Below are 18,002 nucleotides of genomic sequence, written 5' to 3' on the forward strand. Positions count from 1 at the left end.
CTGCGGTTGAAAAAGGGAGTTGATTGACCGCAGATGAAAATGGATTGATGCGGATTTAGATCGCGCTTTCGGTTTTGGTGGTAGGCTGGGAAAGTGGGGTGTAGCGGAAGGGCGATCGGTTATTTATGAAAGCTGAAGAACTTTTAGAAAGATACGCAGCAGGACAGCGCAACTTTCAAAAAGCAGACCTTAGAGAAGAAAACCTCAAAGGTGCGGACTTGAGTGGAATAGATCTATACGGTTCCAATCTATCGGGTGCAGACTTGAGTGAAGCAAATCTAACTCTAGTAAACTTTAATAGTGCCAATCTTATTAAAGCATCCCTGACAAATGCTAATTTGAGCAGTTTAGTAGGCGCTTCTTCAGCAAATTTGGGTTGGGCAGACCTGAGTGGTGCAGATTTGAGTTGGGCCAACTTTAGTAGTGCTACTTTAAATTATGCTAATTTAGAGCGGGGAACTCTGACAGGAGCCAACTTTAATAACGCTAAATTGTTTGGTGTCAATTTAGACGAAGCAAATCTGAGCAGTGCAAGTTTAGATAGTGCTGACATACGTGTAGCTTCTTTGCATAAAGCGAACCTAAGTAAAGCGAATTTGAATAAGGCTGATTTGACTGAGGCATACTTAGTGGAAGCTGACTTAACTCTGGCAAATTTGAATGAGGCGATATTGACATCGGCCAAACTTCAAAAAGCTAAATTCCAGAAAGCTAATCTGCACAAAGTGAATCTGTCAAGAATGAATTTGACTAAGGCCAATTTAGAACAAGCAAAACTGGACAGTACAAATCTAAAATATGCTTGTCTGCAAGGTGCAAATCTAGAAAGAGCCAATCTACGATCTTCTAATTTGACCGGAGCTAATCTGATAAAAGCAAACTTAAAAAGGGTAGACTTTAGTTGGTGTGATTGTTATGGCTGGGATATTGAAAATGCAGACTTAACTGGTGCTATAATGCCCGATGGAGAAATCTACCAGCCTGAAACCTCTGACGGAGAACTCTACCAGCCGGAAACCTCCGAAAAATTATTCCAAAAAATGACATCTATGACGCGCAAAATTATTCGTACTGACAAAGCACCGGCACCCGTGGGCCCATACAATCAAGCGATCGCCGCTACGGGCACTATGCTGTTTGTAGCAGGCCAAATTGCGATCGACATTAGACTAAACGATATTGTCTACACCGACGACGTGGCAAAACAAACCGAACAAGTTATGGCAAATATCGAAGCGATTCTCACAGCAGCGGGCGCTACTTGGTTGGATGTGGTAAAAACTACGGTTTTTCTCAAAGATATGAATGATTTTGCCACTGTGAATGCGGTTTATGGGAAATATTTTGATGAGGCAACTGCACCGGCGCGCGCTTGTGTGGAGGTTTCGCGTTTGCCGAAAGATGTGTTAGTTGAGATTGACTGTATTGCCGTGATTTGATTTGAGCTTTTTTTTACATACCCGACTTTTTGAAGAAGTTGGGTATGTGGATATTCTGTTTTTTAATGTTTTTGCAGTTGGGAAACTTGAATTTTCGGCAATTCTTTCCACTCGGGTTCAATGGGTGAATAGCAACAGTAGCACACCGCTAAACAGTCATATTCAGCATTCGGAATTTCAGGCCTGTACTCCTCTACGCGCGAAACCTCCCAATCTCCCCAGCGAACGTGAGTGCTGGCAGCAGGGGATTTAGGATCTGCACTCTCCTTAAATTGGGCAAAGTTTCGCAGGCGATCGCCCGTTTGAGGGAGAGGTTTGTTTGAGTAGTCGTAGTGTTCTGCTAGGATACTCGTGAGAGCACCTGTATGGGAAAGCAATCTATCCTCCCATCCAGGGGAAGAAAGCGATTCTGTTTTGAAAACGATCAACCGTTTTGGCATTGATTTATTCCTCTCTCTCGTGTTCGGGTTCGTATGGACTTGGTGGAAACTCTGTCAACCCTTCAAAGACACAATCAACCTTAAGTATCGAATCGTTTGTTTTTTCCCATCGGATTAATTCCCATCCCTGACGCTTGGCCATTTGATCGCATTTCTCTGGATCGGTTGCACTATGACGGCTAATATTCTCTTAGGGCTCGTAACGAGGTCTTGATGTCATCTTTATCTGCGTTTTTCTACAGACGCTGATGAAAATCAAACCTGCTATCTTCACCTGCAATGTCTGCGGTTTACAAGCCTATATCGTATCATTTATAGTAACTACCTAAGCATACTTTATATTTTTTTGATTCCCCGCTCTGCTGGGACTTCATTGATGTATTTGCGGCTTTAACCGCCGAGGGTAAAGTGCGCGACTTTATTAACTTCTACAGCCGATCGCACTTTTGTCGATCTGTCGCTGTCGCGCACCTACTCCCAAATCAATCTGAAACAATCAGATTTAATCTCAATTAGCAATTAGCAATTACTAATCACCAGTTACCAATTAGCAATTAGCAATTACTCTACAAGTAATTACCAATTACCAACCGTAAACTATTTATTCAGCGCTTCGCGGGCGGCTACCGCTTCGTCGGGATGAATATTCAAGCGGGTCAAATTAATTCGACCTTTATTGTCAATTTCTCGCACTTTGACAATCACTTCATCGTTTACAGCTAACTCGTCTTCCACTTTCCCGACGCGGTAGTCCGCTAACTGGGAAATGTGAATCATTCCTTCTTTTCCGGGCAAAATTTCCACAAAAGCGCCGATCGGAATAATTCGAGTTACGCGGCCGACATACACGTCTCCTGCATTCAACTTGCGCGTCATGCCTTGGACAATGTTGTAAGCCCGTTGAGCTTTTTCGCTGTCGTTGCCAGCAATTGTCACGGTTCCGTCGTCTTCGATGTCAATTTTGACACCGGTTTCTTCGGTGATGGCTTTGATCGTTTTGCCACCTGGCCCAATTACCAAACCGATAAATTCTGGATCGATTTTCAGGGTTAGCAAGCGCGGTGCAAACGGCGACATTTCCTTGCGGGGAGTGTCGATGGTTGCCAGCATTCTTTCTAAAATGTGCAGTCTGGCCGGTTTTGCTTGGCGGATGGCGGTGGCTATCACATCTAAGGGTAAACCTTTGATTTTCATGTCCATCTGCAAAGCAGTAATCCCGGTGTCGGTACCGGCTACTTTGAAGTCCATGTCGCCTAAGAAGTCTTCAATTGCCTGAATGTCAGTCAAAATTCGGACTTCATCGCCTTCTTTAATTAAGCCCATTGCCGCGCCGCTGACGGGTTGGGAAAGGGGAACGCCTGCATCCATTAATGCTAGCGTTGAGGCGCAAACTGAACCCATTGAGGTGGAACCGTCGGAAGAAAGGATTTCTGAAACTACGCGAATGACGTAGGGGAAATCTTCTTTGGATGGCAAAACCGGCAGCAAAGCGCGTTCTGCCAGGGCTCCGTGACCGATTTCTCGCCGCCCGGGCGATCGCATCGGCTTGGTTTCTCCTACCGAAAACGGCGGGAAATTGTAGTGATGCAAGTAGCGTTTGTCTTGCTGCGGGTGCAAGTCGTCTCCTAAGTCTTGGGCGTCGCCCGGGGTTCCCAGGGTAGCTGCGGACAAGACTTGGGTCAACCCCCGATTAAACAGCGCACAGCCGTGTACTCGCGACGGCAGCACGCCTACGCGACAAGAAACGGGTCGCACCTCGTCTAGCTTGCGGCCGTCTACGCGGACGCCATCTTCGAGGATTTGCTGGCGCATGATTTTTTTGGTAACGTCTTTGAAAACGTTGCCGATCGCCTTGGTGTTGGCGGTGGCCGCTAGTTTTACCGGGTCTTCTTCCGGGAGTTCGGCGATCGCAGCTTCGACTGCATTTGCCTTAACTTCGTCCAATGCTGCATTCCGTATTGTTTTGTCTTTTTCAAATCTTGACAAAATGGTGCGGATGGGTTCTTGGGCGCGATCGCGAATAAAGTTTTCCAGGGCCGAGTCTAGGGATGGCCGTTCCTCTACCACCAAATCGATCCCCAATTCTGCCATAATTTCGCGCTGGGCTTGAATCAAGTCACAGGCTGCTTCGTAGCCGAAGTCGATCGCCTCGATGATATCCTGTTCCGGCAATTGGTTGGCGCCGGCTTCCACCATGATTACTCCATCAGGAGAACCGGCTACCACCAGATCCAACTCGCCTTCTTTGATTTCGCTGTAAGTTGGGTTGATGATGAAATCGTCCCCTACCAAACCGACTCGCACTGCCGCCATCGGCCCGTAAAACGGCATTTTCCCCAGCAGTATCGCCACCGAAGCCCCCGTCACCGCCAAAACGTCCGGCGGTACTTGTTCGTCCATCGAAACCGTTGTGGCTACAACTTGAATGTCATCTCGCAGCCAGCTTGGAAATAGCGGGCGCAGCGGTCGATCGATCAAACGGCCAGTCAAAGTCACTTTTTCGGGGGGACGCCCTTCCCTTCGCAAAAATCCACCGGGAATTTTACCGCCAGCGTAGAGTCTCTCTTCGTAATCCACCAACAGGGGCAGGAAATCAATTCCTTCTCTCCCCTGCGATCGAGTCGCTGTCACCAAAACCGCCGTGTCACCTGACTGAATCAAAACTGCACCGCCTGCTTGAGGCGCTAGTAAACCAATCTTCAGTCTAATATCCCGTCCATCGAAGGATATTGACTTGTCTATCTCTACCATGTAGCACTGCTTCCTTATCTACCACATTCTTTCTCTGTCGGGATCGTAACATTACCACAGGATGTTTGAGAGTCCGACCCCAAAAGACAGGGATAATCGCGTCGCGATCGGCTGTCTGCGTCTCGATTCTAAGCATTTATACTCGAAAATTATTTTTTGCAGTCTGGGGTCGATTCTCCGGTCGATCGCCCGCTAAACGCCTTCCATAGATGGTACGATGAATTTTCGTTTGGCAATTGGGACGTTGAAGGAAAAATGAAGAGGGATTTAGTTATCTAGGACAGGGAATAAGCCGTAAGGTGTGCCATAAGTACCTAAATATACAGGTTATACCTAATTCCTATCCTGCTCAAAATTGGCTCGGTTTGTTTTAAATAAAATTTTCATAAATCCATATAAATGCTGTAGCAAGCATCGCACTTAAATACAAATATTAGGGTAAAAAATATGGCTATTTTACACGGCAGTTGGCTCCTAGATAATGAAAAAAGTTGCTTGTTTATTTGGGGAGAAACTTGGCGAAAAATTGAGGCGATTCAGACCCTAGAATTAGGGAATAATTTACCGCATCCCTTAGCAATGACCGAATCGGAATTTAAGATTTTCCTAAATTCCTTGCAGCAGTCGGGCAAACTCAACTGGCAATTACCGGAAACCGCAGAAAATCCACCGGAAAAGAGCAAAAAAACTAGGCGGTCGCCCAAAACTCCCAAGGAAGAAATTCCCGCCCCCAACTCCTCAATTAAAAAGGAAGTTCGGGCGATCGCACTTCCCACCCACATCTGGGAATCGAACTCAAATCTGATGCCGCAGCACTCAGCAGCAGCAATTGAGGAACCCGCTAAAACCGAGGAAATTTACCTTTATCCCTGGCAAGTCGAGGGTTTTTGTCTCAACCCTCAAGCAGCTTTTGTTTTCTTGCAATCACTACCGCTTAACAGCACGGAGCCCGACTCTTTTGTCGGCTCAGATTTGCGTTTTTGGTCTCATATTGCTAGGTGGAGTTTGGATTTGTTGGCAAGATGCAAATTTTTGCCTGGATTAGAGAAACAGTCGGACGGTTCTGCTATTGCCAAATGGCAACCGCTGTTAGATAGTTCTACAGATACACTCCGCCTCGCCACTTTTGTCAAGCAAATGCCGACGGCTTGCCGAACATATCAATCGAAGGAAGAAGGAAGAAGGAAGAAGGAAGAAGGAAGAGGGGAAAAGGAAGAAGAATCCAGTCAATTGCCTTTAGCGGTGGATTTGCCGATGGGGGCGGAGGAATTGGTGTTAGGCTTTTTGAGTAGTATTGTAGATAGTCAAGTGCGATCTGCTGGTAGCTCTACTTTAGAACTCAAAGCAGTTTCTCCGGTGCGCGACTGGCTGCAAGCTTTGCACCAGGAATCTGGGATAGTTCAAGTAGAAACAGCAGCCTTGGAAAATTTGGCAACCAAGCTGAGTGCTTGGACTGCACCGCTGCAAAACCAATTATCTCAACAAAGTCAATTTCGCACTTGCTTTCAACTCATACCACCAGTGCCCGGTAAAGCCAACTGGAGTTTAAATTATTGTTTGCAAGCAGCAGATGAAGCGGAATTTTTGGTAGACGCGACAACTGTTTGGAACAACTCAGTCGAGCGTTTGGCTTATGCGGGGCGGACAATAGAATTGCCTCAAGAAACTTTGCTCAGTGGCTTGGGTTTAGCCTCGAAACTTTATCCGTTAATTGAACCGAGTTTGCAAGCACAGCGGCCTCAATCTTGTCAATTAAATCCGCTGCAAGCTTACGAGTTTATTAAGTCTGTAGCTTGGCGGTTTGCTGATAGCGGGTTGGGCGTGGTTTTGCCGCCGAGTTTGACAAAGACAGGTGGTTGGGCGAGTCGTTTGGGTTTGAGCATTCAAGCGGAAACTCCGAAAGTGACTCCCGGCAAGGGGGGGTTGGGATTGCAAAGTCTGCTAAATTTTAAGTGGGAATTGACGATCGGCGGACAGCGCATTTCTAAGGCAGAATTTGACAGGTCGATCGCGTTGAATTCGCCTTTGGTGGAAATTAACGGCGAGTGGGTGGAGTTGCGCGCGCCGGATGTGAAAGCGGCTCAAACTTTTTTTGCCAGCCGCAAAGAGCAAATGACTCTTTCTTTGGAGGATGCTTTGCGTTTGGCGTCGGGCGATTCTCAGACGATCGAAAAATTGCCTGTGGTGAATTTTGAGGCTACGGGTCAACTTCAGGAATTGTTGAATACTTTGAGCGATAATCAAGCCGTAAGTGCGATCGCAACTCCCGCTAGTTTCCGAGGACAATTGCGGCCTTATCAAGCCCTAGGAGCAGGCTGGTTAGCATTCTTAGAACGCTGGGGTTTGGGTGCTTGTCTCGCGGACGATATGGGGCTCGGCAAATGCTTGTTACCACAAAGCTTGCTTTTTGTCAATGGCTTTTTACAAAAAGCTGAAAAAATATGGGAAGCTTATGCCGGAAAAACAGAATTCGACGGTGAGGGCTTTTGGTCTGAACCTAACGAGCAATTACTGGTAAATTCCATAAATCAGGAAACAGGCAAAATTGTACAGGCGCCTATTCGACGGCTTTACCGCCAGCCAGTGCAAGAAAAGTTGCGAACCATCAAACTACAAGACGGTAGCAGCATCACAATTACCGGCCGCCACAAATTGTTAGGACGCGATGGCTGGACAAATGACCTCAAGGTTGGAGACTATGTTTGCGTTCCTGCTAAATTGTATTGGGAAGGAAAGCCGGAAGATCCCGATTTGGTCAAGTTTTTGGCTTGGCAGATTGCTGAGGGACATGAGCAGCGCGATCGGGCAACGCTCACAATAACGCAGAAAGATGTGGCAGTTATTGAAGAATTGCGTTTCACACTTCACCAATTAAGCAAAAAGTATGGGATAGAAATAAATAATCCTGCAGTTCGTACTCCCGGTAAGCAAAGAGCAGCATATTTAGCTGTGTGTAGTCGATCGTACCAAAGCTTTCTTCAGGCTAAAGGCTACGAGTGGGGAAAGCTGTCAGCCGAGAAAAGCTTCCCGCAATTCATCATGCAAGCCAATCTTGACAGCATACGGATTTTTCTCAGAAACTACTTTGATGCTGAAGGTTCTGTCCTTCCTAAAATGCGGACTGTCGAAATTAGCACCGCTTCGCCTTTAATAATTCAACAACTTTCTACACTGCTGCGGCGCTTTGGAATTTGGCTGCGAATCGCCACTAAGCAGAAACGCGCCACCAATGGCAGCGGGATTTTTCGCACCTATTATATCGGTGCTTTCGGCGGTAACTCAGCGCGCATATTTTTGCAGGAAATAGGCTTCGGTTATCCAGAAAAACAGCAAAATTTAGAGAAAATTTGCGAAGTTACTGCCAATACAAATGTCGAAGGAATTCCGGTTTCGGATATTGTTGCCGATGCAGTGGAGATGACCAAACTGCCGCTACGGCATTTCGGAATGCACAATCCTGTTTATATTAACGGTTCCCAGCAGTTTTCCCGCATCAGCCTAGGAAAGGTGGTAGCAGGTATGGAAAATGTGCTTGGTGGTTCCGCAGAACAGGAGTACCGCCAGCTAAAGCCTTCTAAATGGACGAATCAAACCCTAGAGGCTTATGCAAATCTCAATGTAGCGCAGCTAAATAGTGTCCGAGAAAATTTGCAACTTATACTCGATCGCGAAGTCTTTTATTGCCGGATAGAGGAAATTGAGAATTTTGAGTACAGCGGGTGGGTTTATGATTTTGAGGTGAGCAAGCATCACAATTTTGTTGCCAATAATATCTTGTGCCACAATACTATTCAGCTAATTACTTTTCTCCTGCATTTACAGGAACAAGATTCTCTAGAAGCGCCAACATTACTGGTTTGTCCCACATCGGTATTGGGCAACTGGGAGCGGGAAGTCAAGAAATTTGGCCCGACGCTGAAAGTGTTAGTTCACCACGGAGACAAACGCGCTAAAGGCAAAGCATTTGCGGCTGAAATTAAGGGAAAGGATTTAATCATTACCAGTTACACGCTGGTGTTTCGCGATGCGAAGGAATTTCAAGGCATTAAGTGGCAAGGATTGGTTTTAGATGAAGCGCAAAATATTAAAAATTCCGAGGCGAAGCAGTCGCAAGCAGTGCGGCAAATAGAAGCATCTTTTAAAATTGCGCTGACGGGAACTCCGGTGGAAAATAGACTGCAAGAATTGTGGTCTATTTTGGAGTTTCTGAATCCTGGCTATTTGGGGCCGCGCAATTTCTTTCAGCGCCGATTTGCAATTCCGATCGAGAAATACGGCGATCGAGAATCTTTGCAGACTTTGCGATCGCTCGTTCGGCCTTTCATCCTCCGCCGCCTGAAAACAGACAAAGAAATCATCCAAGATTTGCCCGAAAAACAGGAGATGACTGTCTTTTGCGGGCTGGCAACTCAACAGGCGGCATTATATCAAAAAATAGTCGAAGAGTCAATAGCGGAATTAGAATCAGCAGAAGGCATTCAGCGCCGGGGAATGATTCTGGCTTTGCTGGTAAAACTCAAGCAACTTTGCAACCATCCGGCTCTTGTGAAAGCAGAAGCTAAGCCGAAAGAATTGGAGATTAAAAGTCAGGAATCGGGGAAATTGCAGCGGTTGGTGGAAATGTTAGAAGAGGCGATCGCGGAGGGCGATCGGGCTTTAATTTTTACTCAATTTGCCGAATGGGGAAAACTCCTGAAACCGCATCTAGAACAGCATTTAGGGCGAGAAGTTTTGTTCTTGTACGGAGGAATTCGGCAACAGCAGCGGGAAGAAATGATCGATCGCTTCCAGCACGACCCCCAAGGCCCGCCGATTATGATTTTATCTTTAAAAGCAGGCGGCACAGGTTTGAACTTAACCAGAGCAACCCACGTTTTCCACTATGACAGATGGTGGAATCCCGCAGTTGAAAATCAGGCAACTGACCGCGTATTTCGCATCGGTCAAACCCGCAATGTGCAAGTCCACAAATTTGTCTGCACGGGTACGTTAGAGGAGAAAATACACGATATGATCGAAAGTAAGAAAGCTCTAGCGGAACAAGTTGTCAGCGCCGGCGAAAACTGGCTCACCGAACTAGATACAGACCAACTTCGCAATTTACTAATTCTCGATCGCAATGCTATTATAGAAACAGAAGAAGAATAATATTAATTGCCAATTCCCAACAGCACGACACGGATGTCACGGAACGGATGTCACGGATACACGGATAGCTGTTTTTTCCTTTCTGACTTCAGCATCCCAATTACCTGCGCGGGCCAATGCCCGATGCCCAATTCCCAATTCCCGATTGAAGCCAGAAGGAAGAAGGAAGAGGGGAAGAGAAGGAGATAGGGAAAATTCCCTGCGCGGGCCAATGCCCGATTCCCAATTCCCAATGCCCAAATCTAAAATCTAAAATCTAAAATCTAAAATCGAATGATTGACAGAGAATGGTGGACACAACAGTGGTTAGATTTAATCAATACCTACCGCTTCAAAAAGCGCTTAGAACGCGGCTGGCAGTACGCCCGCGAAGGTAAAGTTCTCAGCATTAAATTTCCCAATCAAGAAGTAATTGCCGTAGTTCAAGGAACCGATCCAAAACCCTATCAAGTTTCTTTAGGACTCGATACATTGAGCGATGAAGATTGGGATTATGTGATTGAAAATATGTCGCAAAGAGCAGTTTTTTCAGCTAAACTCTTAGCAGGAGAAATGCCGCACAATATTGAAGATGTATTTGCAGCGGCAGGCAAAACGCTATTTCCATTAAGCTTGTCAGATATTCGATCGCGCTGTAGCTGTCCTGACCCCAAAAACCCTTGCAAACACATCAGTGCAGTATACTACTTATTGGGCGATCGCTTCAGTGAAGACCCCTTCGTACTCTTTCAACTGCGGGGGAGAACCAAAGAGCAAATCTTGACAGCACTCCGTCAAAGACGAGGTACGCAAGGAGAGGAAAATTCCCAACTCAACTCCGGCGAAAATGCCCCCGCTGCGAATTCTAAATTGCCGAAGGTCGATCGCTTTTGGGAATACAATCAGCAGCTAGAACCATCTCTAGTAGTAATTGTACCCCCACCCAGCAGCGAGACAGTATTAGATATCTTAGGCCCGATTCCCCTTACCGCTGACGGAAAAGGAACCGCTAGCAAATCATCGCCCGCATCTGAGGCGCTAAAACAGCATTTTGCCAAAATTTACCAAGCAGTTAGCCAGCAAGCAGTTTTAGCAGCACTAAAACGGGGCGAAGGAGATTAACTTTTTTTGTTGGGCTATAGCCCTTGGGGCTACAATTTCTAATTTCGTTTAGCAGTAGAAGGCGGGTTTGTGAAGCGCAACCAAGTTGCCAAAGTGGCTACGGCGAAGAGTGAAGCAAAGCTAAAAGTTAAGAAAGTCTCAAATGCTGACATAAGGCTGTTCCAGTTGGGTGAACGAAGGAATGTTGCTATTAATTTTTATATCAGCATCGATCGAGCTTTTCAACCGATCGCGCACAAAGTTTTTAATGCTTAACGCTTTGTAACATTCCATCAAACAACATTACAATCATTTCATATTATTGATAACTCCGATTAATTCCTGGGGGTGTTCGATCAAAAAATCGGGATTGTGTGCCGCCAAAGCTGACCGAGAATTAAAACCCCAAGCGACAGCAATTACTTTTATTTTAGTTTTTTTAGCTGCTTCTATATCTCTAATCTCATCTCCCACATAAACGACTTGTTCGGGATTAATATTTTGTTTATTTAACCATCGATTAATTACTTTGTGTTTTCCAAAGGTTGTTCCTGAATAAATAAAATCAAAGGTATCCTGCAACCCATTTTTTTCAAGCGAATCCAAAACATTATCTCTAGAATTAGAGGTAATAATCCCCAGTTGAAAACCGCTGTTTTTTAACTCTAACAAAACTTCTTTAATCCCGCAAAATAAATGAATATTCGGAATTTCACTCCGCAACTCTGCTTTCAGCTTCCTAATTAGCAGCGGGAATTTGAAGATGGAAATTCCCGAATACATCAGAATTTGCCAAGAATTTAAATTGCTAAGTTGAGCCAGTTCCTCTTTGGTTGCCGATTTAAAGCCAAATTCAACTGACAAACGGTTGGTTATGCTCAGAAGAATATCGATTGTATCTGCTAAAGTACCGTCAAAATCAAAAATAATTACTTTGGTCATTGGACAATAGCAAATAAGGAACGGGGGAGCATACAATTTTAGATTTTAGATTTTAGATTTTAGATTTTTAGATTTTAGATTTTTAGATTTTAGATAAAAAATGGCTTGCTGCATAATATATTGACTCTTGGCGATCCGTACATACCCTAGGGTTATTATCTATAGAGTAAGGTGCTTCTAAGCACCTCGTCGAGCGCGAACATCTCAACTTTTAATCGTTAATTTGATTGGCTTTCGCATTTCGCCGCAGCATTTCGGGTTTAATGCGCCGCAGCGCCGAAGCTGTAAATCTGCGGTTCCATTCTTCGTCGGAGATGTCGGCCAATTCTGCAAGTGTCGGCGCTATATTTTCAGGATAAGGCTCAAATTCTGCAACATCAGTTGCTTTGGCAAATCGCTGATTCCAAGGACAAACATCTTGACAAATGTCGCAACCTGCTACCCAACCTTGTAAATTAGATGCAATTTTGTCGGGCAATTTTTCGGCTCGATTCTCGATCGTGTGATAGGCTATACACCGATCGGCATTCACCACAAAAGGCTCAGTAATTGCCCCCGTCGGACACGCCTCAATGCAGCGAGTGCAAGTACCGCAATGTTCCGTATGGGCAGCATCCGACGCTAACTCCAAATTAGTCAAGATTTCGCCCAAAAACACCCAAGAACCGTATTCGCGCGAAATTACGTTACCATTTTTGGCAATCCAGCCAATCCCGGCACGCTGCGCCCACATTTTATCCTGAATCGGCCCGGTATCAGCATAATACCGCGCTTCAATTCCCTCGCCTTGCGATCGCAGCCAATTTGCCAAAACCTTCAGTTTTTTGTGCAAAATTCTATGGTAATCCCGCCCCCAGCCGTAGCGAGAGATTTTAGCATATTCGACCGCTGCATCGTCCCCCCCCTCGCACAGGGAATTTTCGGGGCGTTGGTGGGGCGTGTAGTAGTTGATGGCGACACATATTAATGACTGCACCTCTGGCATGAGCGATCGAATATCCTGCCGTTTCGGGTTTGCCATCCATGCCATATCCGCCTGATAACCCTTGTCCAGCCAAGCTTGCAATCTTTGTTTTTCTAGATCGAAATCAGTGTCTGTTGAGGCTATCCCCACTTTGTGAAATCCCAACTCAAGGGCTTTTTGTTTAATGCGATCGCTATTAATTGATTTTTTCATCACCTAAGAAACCACTGCACAATTTGTGCCATAAGTCTAGTAACTTTAAGAGTAATTTTGGGACAGTATTGATAATACTTTGGCAATCTTTATATTTATAAGTTTGAACTCCAAAATGTCAAAAATGTTACATAATTTAATTTAGGGAGAATTAGATTCGCCAATTCAAGTACGCAAGTAAAACCGACAGCGAATCCCACAGCATACATATGGCAGTTAGTATTCAATCAGCTCAATCTATTTTTTCCAACACCGAGATTGCTAGCATTGTTCCGGCTACCACCGACGCGTTCTACAAACTCAGCGTTGAAGACCAACTGGCACTGCTCTGGTATGCCTACACCGAAATGGGCGTTTCCATCACCGCAGCAGCACCCGGAGTCGCCAGCATGACGCTTGTCGAAGGCGTCCTCAACGACATTAAGCAGATGTCGCCGGCGGAGCAAAGCAAAACGATGTATGACCTAGCTAGCAACGCCGACACTCCGATCGGGCGGATTTACACTTCCTTGCGCGTCAACACCAAACTCGGTTTCTGGTACGAGTTGGGACAGTTGATGAAACAGGGGATTGTAGCTCCGATTCCCGCTGGCTATCAAATGTCTCCCGAAGCCACCGCAGTTCTAGAAACCATTAAGAAACTAGATCCAGGCCAGCAAATTACCGTACTTCGCAACACCGTAGTTCACATGGGCTACGATCCAGATTTCAGCCAAGAGTACGGCAAACGCTTTGCCCCCCGCAGCACTCCCACCGCTCTAGAAGAGCGGGTGAAAACCAAAATTGAGGGTATCAGCGAGCAGACTGTGCTCAGCTACATCGACTACATGAACGCCTTCGACTTCACCCCGGCCGTCGGTTTATTTGCTGAAGAAGGTGCCCTGCAACCGCCTTTCCAAAAGCCGATCGTCGGTCGCGAAGCTATCCTCAACTATATGCGGGAAGAGTGCGTCGGACTGAAAATGATGCCCGAGCGAGGCGTATCGGAACCTGCCGAAGATGGCTACCGCCAAGTGAAAGTCACCGGCAAAGTCGAAACTCCCTGGTTCGGCGCGAATGTGGGAATGAACATTGCGTGGCGGTTTTTGCTCGATCCCCAAGGTCAAATTTTCTTTGTGGCGATCGACTTGTTGGCATCTCCTAAAGAATTGCTCAATTTGATCCGCAAATAGGATATTCTGGTTCGGTCAGTCAAATAGACTCTACAAAAACCCAGATGCCAGCAGGTGTCTGGGTTTATATCATTTTAGATTTTAGATTTTAGATTTTAGATTCAAGAATTGAAGGATTGGAAATGACTGACGGCATAAGGGTTTGCAGCTTGCTTGCACTTGCATTTTTTGAAAGTAGTATTGATTTTTGTCGGATCGCTCTGAAATCTGCGCTCGACGCTCTCCGGTTCCTCCTTTTTTCGGAAAATTATTTTCCTGCCCTTACTTATATCTTTTGAGGGATTTGCTGCGACAAAGAGAATGATTACATTAGACTCATTCATGTGAACTAACTTCTTTTATGACCGCAACAACTCGACCTATTTTAACTGTATCTACAGATATTGCAGGCATCACAAACCCAGCGGTACTGCGATATTTTGAAACTTTAAACGCCGGTGATTTTGCAGCGACTGCTAATTTGTTTGCTGATGACGGGGTTCTGCACGCCCCGTTTGAGGAGCCAATTATCGGTAAAAGCTCGATCGCCACTTATCTAAAAACAGAAGCGCGAGGAATGCAGCTCCAACCCCAGCAAGGTGTCAGCCAAATTTTAGAAGATGGCCAAGTTGAAGTTCAGGTTAGCGGCCGGGTGCAAACATCCGTATTTGGTATTAATGTCGGATGGCGGTTCGTGTTCAATTCTCACCAACAAATCCTTTCTGTCACCGTCAAGCTGTTAGCTTCTCCCCAAGAATTGCTAAATCTGCGGTCGCATAAGAAATTTGATGTTTGATAAGCTGTTGCACATTTAAATTGTCTATTTTGGTTTGATATTATGTCCGGTCGATTACCCCTAATCAGGTAGGGGCTCCCCTCACGAAAAATATCTGCCAATAACTGACACTCTCAAAAACCCGCCCTTTTAATCGCGGTCACTCGATCGGAGATGATATGACCTGTCGAGCGCACGTAATAGCTAAAGTCGTGCGATCGACAGGTTAAGCGGCTTTTTACCGCCAGAATGAGGCATAAACCGGGTTTTTATCCAAATCTTTGGTGAAGTGCTCCTCACGGTAGAAAAATCCCGTTTCTGCGGTATTTGTGCGATCGGGACTGTACCCGTACAATCTTACAGTCTCGCGTTGGGCGGACGATACTTCACAGAAAATTGGCTGTCACCGCAGCGGGTGCGACAGACAGCCAAAGCGAGTCTAAAAGTGCATTGTCAATAACTAATCACTCATGACTAATGACTGACGACTAATTAAGATTTTTCCGGCAAACTCGCTTCCAACTTTAGACAGTTGCGACCGTCTATTTGCAAACTGTAGTCCACCCGATCCATAAGTCTGCTCATAATCAGCCAGCCGTAGCCGCTTTCCTGTTTAGCTTCCGGCCTCGGGGGATTGTAAGTATCCATTTCGTAACCTTTACCGTAATCCCAAATTTCTAAACCAATATCCCTATTTTTTAAATTCAAGCGAATTAACACGGGCAAATTGGGTTGATCTTTGTGAGCATGGCGGATCACGTTAGAATAGGCTTCTGCTAACACCAAGCGCAAACGATTCGACTGACGCGGCCAATCGACGTGCTCTCCTAGCTCTACTTCCAAACTGCTCAGCAACCAATTTTCAACAATTGTTAAAAACCGCAAGTCGCTTGGCACATGAAGCTCAGTATTCATAAAAAAATCCCGTAAGTTTGAAAACCCTGTGTCTTCACACCAGGTATGAAACGCGACGCGCCGAATGGATTCGGCCTCAATACTTGTCGCTACTCGGGGGATACTAGCCTTTTCTGTTTAAAAATCAGGCATTCGTCATTGGGTAGAAGGCAGAAGTTAAGAGTATAGTTGAAAACTTTTGTTAGGGCCTTAAAACCCATTAACAATTGATAATTATACCGAGACTGCAAGCAGCGAGGTATAAAAAATCTGTGTTTCAATCCTTGGCTTTTAAGCGTTGGTTTTTTCTGACGAATGCCTTCTACCTTAACCCTTGACAGGTATTTAATCCCCGAGGAAAGCGATTTAGGAAACTAGCTGCGCCATCGCCGGCTAGGTTTTTTACTGTGGTTTTTGACTGTTGACGATAACGCCGTCTTTTGCAGCACTACTCTATGGGCCGTCAACAAGCAGGGCTTAAGTTTTTTCGCCTCTCACCCCCGACTATGCGTCGGGAGTCGCTGACAGATTCAGAGAACCTCCAGAGAGAGTATAGTTTGGTCGTCTTCCTGAACAGGATTGTCAGCTCGGATGCGAGCCAACAAATTGTCCAAGTTGAAGGAACCAGGCTCTTGAATCAAGAGTTGCCAAAGCCCTTCTTGTTGTAGCATAGAACGGGTGGGTTCACCCCCTGCGACCGCTTCCGTAGTCACGCTAGCTTCAGTAATCCCGTCACTCGTCAGCAGAAATACATCTCCTGACTTTAATTCGATCGTACCTGCTTTGCCCCTCCAAACTGGTAGTATCCCCAAGGGAATACCGCGAGCTTTGAGAAAATTCGGCTCGACTGGCGTTTTACCGCTAGCGGCTTGAGCTTTCACCTCCGAGTGAGACCAAACGATCGGGTAAATGTGACCGGCATTAGCAAATGCCAGGTGTCCCGTTGACGGAGTGTAACGAGCTACAACCATTGTAATAAAATGGTTGTTGCCGATCAGGTCGTCAGACATACTGCTATTCATGTTCTGCATAACTCGATCGGGCTCTGGAGAAACTTCTTGGGAAAGTTCCCGCCGCATCACCGAAATCGCGCTGGCCATAAATAGAGCAGCCGGAACTCCCTTACCCGAAACATCTCCCACCGCGATCCAAATATCCCCTTGGGAGTGGACGTAGACTTCAAAAAAGTCGCCGCCAACTTCCCGCGCGGGATAGCAGCAAGCTTGCACTCTGACAGTTTCAAAATCCGGCCAACTTTGGCGCAACAAGTTTGTTTGGATTTGGCGGGCCACTTCCAACTCGGTTTGCATCTGCTTGGCTAAATCCAGAGTGCGCTGGTATAGCTTGGCTTGAGACAGGGCCAGAGCAGCTTGAGCTGCTACACCTTCTATTAACTCTATCTCTTCTGCCGACCAAGGGTTAGTGCCGCCAATCTGAGACAAAGCCAGTACCGCCAGCAATTCTTGCTGGTAAGTCAGGGGCACGGCAATCTCAACCGAGTTACCCTGCCCCCCACTGTTTGAGTTCACTTGAGTTTGGCGGCTGGCTACGGCTTGAACCAGCAAATTTTCATCAAAAGAAAAGCTGCTGGCTTCAGAGGTTTGGGCTTGGTAGGGGAAGCTACTCGGCAATAGTCGATCGGCTTCTACCGGCCGCAGCATACAATAGTTGGCCTCAAAAGTTTGACCTACGGTTTGAACAATAGTTTGTACCATACTAGAGTAATCTAGCGACCCGCGAATCACGCTCATGACCTCATTGAACAGAGATTCCTTGCGTAAAGCGCGGCGCAATGCAACGCTGCGCTGCTTGTAGTATTTGTAAGTTTCTGAGGCTTGATTGATCACCAATTTGAGTTCTTCTGGATTCCACGGTTTGGTGATGTATTTGAAAACTTGACCTGAGTTGATGGCCTCAACCAAATCTTCAACATCGGTGTATCCCGTTAGCAGAATCCGAATCGTATCGGGAAATCGCTCGACTGTTTTCCCCAAAAACTCGGTGCCATTCATTTCTGGCATCCGCTGGTCAGATATAATCACCGCCATCTCGCCCTGTTCGTCTAGAACTTCCAGGGCGCTGAGGGCGCTATCTGCTTTGTAAACCTGAAAGTCGCGTCGAAACGTCCGGTACAATAAATCCAAGTTGTCGGGTTCGTCATCGACTACCATCAGTTTCAGCTTGCTTCCATCTCCCCGACTCATC

Annotated in this window: 13 protein-coding genes; 7 read left to right on the forward strand and 6 right to left on the reverse strand. The window is 46.1% G+C overall.

Going from position 1 to position 18,002, the window contains the following annotated elements:
- Positions 1-125 precede the first annotated feature (125 nt).
- Positions 126-1,439 (forward strand): Rid family detoxifying hydrolase, encoded by a 1,314-nt coding sequence (locus OSC7112_RS42175; RefSeq protein ID WP_015177016.1) that lies wholly within the window; start codon positions 126-128, stop codon positions 1,437-1,439.
- 62 nt (positions 1,440-1,501) lie between these two features.
- Here the strand turns inward: OSC7112_RS42175 and OSC7112_RS16775 are convergent, their stop codons facing one another.
- Together OSC7112_RS16775 and OSC7112_RS16780 are read right to left on the reverse strand one after the other, a co-directional pair.
- Entirely contained in the window at positions 1,502-1,879 is a 378-nt protein-coding gene (locus OSC7112_RS16775; RefSeq protein ID WP_015177017.1) for a hypothetical protein, read from the reverse strand.
- 597 nt (positions 1,880-2,476) lie between these two features.
- Positions 2,477-4,630, reverse strand: coding sequence for a polyribonucleotide nucleotidyltransferase (locus OSC7112_RS16780; RefSeq protein WP_015177018.1), 2,154 nt, complete (start codon positions 4,628-4,630; stop codon positions 2,477-2,479).
- 447 nt (positions 4,631-5,077) lie between these two features.
- Here OSC7112_RS16780 and OSC7112_RS42180 point away from each other — a divergent pair, with 447 nt between their 5' ends.
- From OSC7112_RS42180 to OSC7112_RS16795, 3 genes are all read left to right on the forward strand, one after another.
- Positions 5,078-9,778: a sll1366 family intein-prone helicase gene (locus OSC7112_RS42180; protein WP_015177020.1), complete on the forward strand. Its 4,701-nt coding sequence runs from the start codon at positions 5,078-5,080 to the stop codon at positions 9,776-9,778.
- Between the two features lie 273 nt (positions 9,779-10,051).
- Entirely contained in the window at positions 10,052-10,879 is an 828-nt protein-coding gene (locus tag OSC7112_RS16790) for an SWIM zinc finger family protein (protein ID WP_015177021.1), read from the forward strand.
- 69 nt (positions 10,880-10,948) lie between these two features.
- Entirely contained in the window at positions 10,949-11,134 is a 186-nt protein-coding gene (locus tag OSC7112_RS16795) for a hypothetical protein (RefSeq protein ID WP_041622578.1), read from the forward strand.
- A 33-nt stretch (positions 11,135-11,167) separates the two neighbouring features.
- Here the strand turns inward: OSC7112_RS16795 and OSC7112_RS16800 are convergent, their stop codons facing one another.
- Positions 11,168-11,800, reverse strand: a complete 633-nt coding sequence (locus tag OSC7112_RS16800; protein WP_015177023.1) for an HAD-IA family hydrolase — start codon at positions 11,798-11,800, stop codon at positions 11,168-11,170.
- 211 nt (positions 11,801-12,011) lie between these two features.
- The gene (queG, locus tag OSC7112_RS16805) at positions 12,012-12,977 is read right to left on the reverse strand and encodes a tRNA epoxyqueuosine(34) reductase QueG (protein ID WP_015177024.1); all 966 of its coding nucleotides are present in this window, start codon (positions 12,975-12,977) and stop codon (positions 12,012-12,014) included.
- Positions 12,978-13,186: 209 nt separating this feature from the next.
- On the opposite strand from queG, the gene OSC7112_RS16810 reads away from it, so the two are divergent.
- From OSC7112_RS16810 to OSC7112_RS39825, 3 genes are all read left to right on the forward strand, one after another.
- The gene (locus OSC7112_RS16810) at positions 13,187-14,149 is read left to right on the forward strand and encodes an orange carotenoid protein N-terminal domain-containing protein (protein WP_015177025.1); all 963 of its coding nucleotides are present in this window, start codon (positions 13,187-13,189) and stop codon (positions 14,147-14,149) included.
- 340 nt (positions 14,150-14,489) lie between these two features.
- Positions 14,490-14,924 (forward strand): nuclear transport factor 2 family protein, encoded by a 435-nt coding sequence (locus OSC7112_RS16820; RefSeq protein ID WP_015177026.1) that lies wholly within the window; start codon positions 14,490-14,492, stop codon positions 14,922-14,924.
- 268 nt (positions 14,925-15,192) lie between these two features.
- Positions 15,193-15,363 (forward strand): hypothetical protein, encoded by a 171-nt coding sequence (locus OSC7112_RS39825; protein ID WP_190274220.1) that lies wholly within the window; start codon positions 15,193-15,195, stop codon positions 15,361-15,363.
- Between the two features lie 32 nt (positions 15,364-15,395).
- Here the strand turns inward: OSC7112_RS39825 and OSC7112_RS16825 are convergent, their stop codons facing one another.
- Together OSC7112_RS16825 and OSC7112_RS16830 are read right to left on the reverse strand one after the other, a co-directional pair.
- On the reverse strand, positions 15,396-15,818 hold the full coding sequence (locus OSC7112_RS16825; protein WP_015177027.1) for an ATP-binding protein: 423 nt from the start codon (positions 15,816-15,818) through the stop codon (positions 15,396-15,398).
- A gap of 509 nt (positions 15,819-16,327) precedes the next feature.
- Positions 16,328-18,001: a SpoIIE family protein phosphatase gene (locus OSC7112_RS16830; protein ID WP_015177028.1), complete on the reverse strand. Its 1,674-nt coding sequence runs from the start codon at positions 17,999-18,001 to the stop codon at positions 16,328-16,330.
- Position 18,002 lies beyond the last annotated feature (1 nt).

The sequence above is a fragment of the Oscillatoria nigro-viridis PCC 7112 genome (genome assembly GCF_000317475.1).
Taxonomy (GTDB): domain Bacteria; phylum Cyanobacteriota; class Cyanobacteriia; order Cyanobacteriales; family Microcoleaceae; genus Microcoleus; species Microcoleus nigroviridis.

What these genes read in the sequence shown, in the direction of transcription:
- OSC7112_RS42175 (WP_015177016.1), top strand. Translation starts at nt 126, where the DNA reads ATGAAAGCTGAAGAACTTTTAGAAAGATACGCAGCAGGACAGCGCAAC.
- OSC7112_RS16775 (WP_015177017.1), bottom strand. Translation starts at nt 1,879, where the DNA reads ATGCCAAAACGGTTGATCGTTTTCAAAACAGAATCGCTTTCTTCCCCT.
- OSC7112_RS16780 (WP_015177018.1), bottom strand. Translation starts at nt 4,630, where the DNA reads ATGGTAGAGATAGACAAGTCAATATCCTTCGATGGACGGGATATTAGA.
- OSC7112_RS42180 (WP_015177020.1), top strand. Translation starts at nt 5,078, where the DNA reads ATGGCTATTTTACACGGCAGTTGGCTCCTAGATAATGAAAAAAGTTGC.
- OSC7112_RS16790 (WP_015177021.1), top strand. Translation starts at nt 10,052, where the DNA reads ATGATTGACAGAGAATGGTGGACACAACAGTGGTTAGATTTAATCAAT.
- OSC7112_RS16800 (WP_015177023.1), bottom strand. Translation starts at nt 11,800, where the DNA reads ATGACCAAAGTAATTATTTTTGATTTTGACGGTACTTTAGCAGATACA.
- queG (WP_015177024.1), bottom strand. Translation starts at nt 12,977, where the DNA reads ATGAAAAAATCAATTAATAGCGATCGCATTAAACAAAAAGCCCTTGAG.
- OSC7112_RS16810 (WP_015177025.1), top strand. Translation starts at nt 13,187, where the DNA reads ATGGCAGTTAGTATTCAATCAGCTCAATCTATTTTTTCCAACACCGAG.
- OSC7112_RS16820 (WP_015177026.1), top strand. Translation starts at nt 14,490, where the DNA reads ATGACCGCAACAACTCGACCTATTTTAACTGTATCTACAGATATTGCA.
- OSC7112_RS16825 (WP_015177027.1), bottom strand. Translation starts at nt 15,818, where the DNA reads ATGAATACTGAGCTTCATGTGCCAAGCGACTTGCGGTTTTTAACAATT.
- OSC7112_RS16830 (WP_015177028.1), bottom strand. Translation starts at nt 18,001, where the DNA reads ATGAGTCGGGGAGATGGAAGCAAGCTGAAACTGATGGTAGTCGATGAC.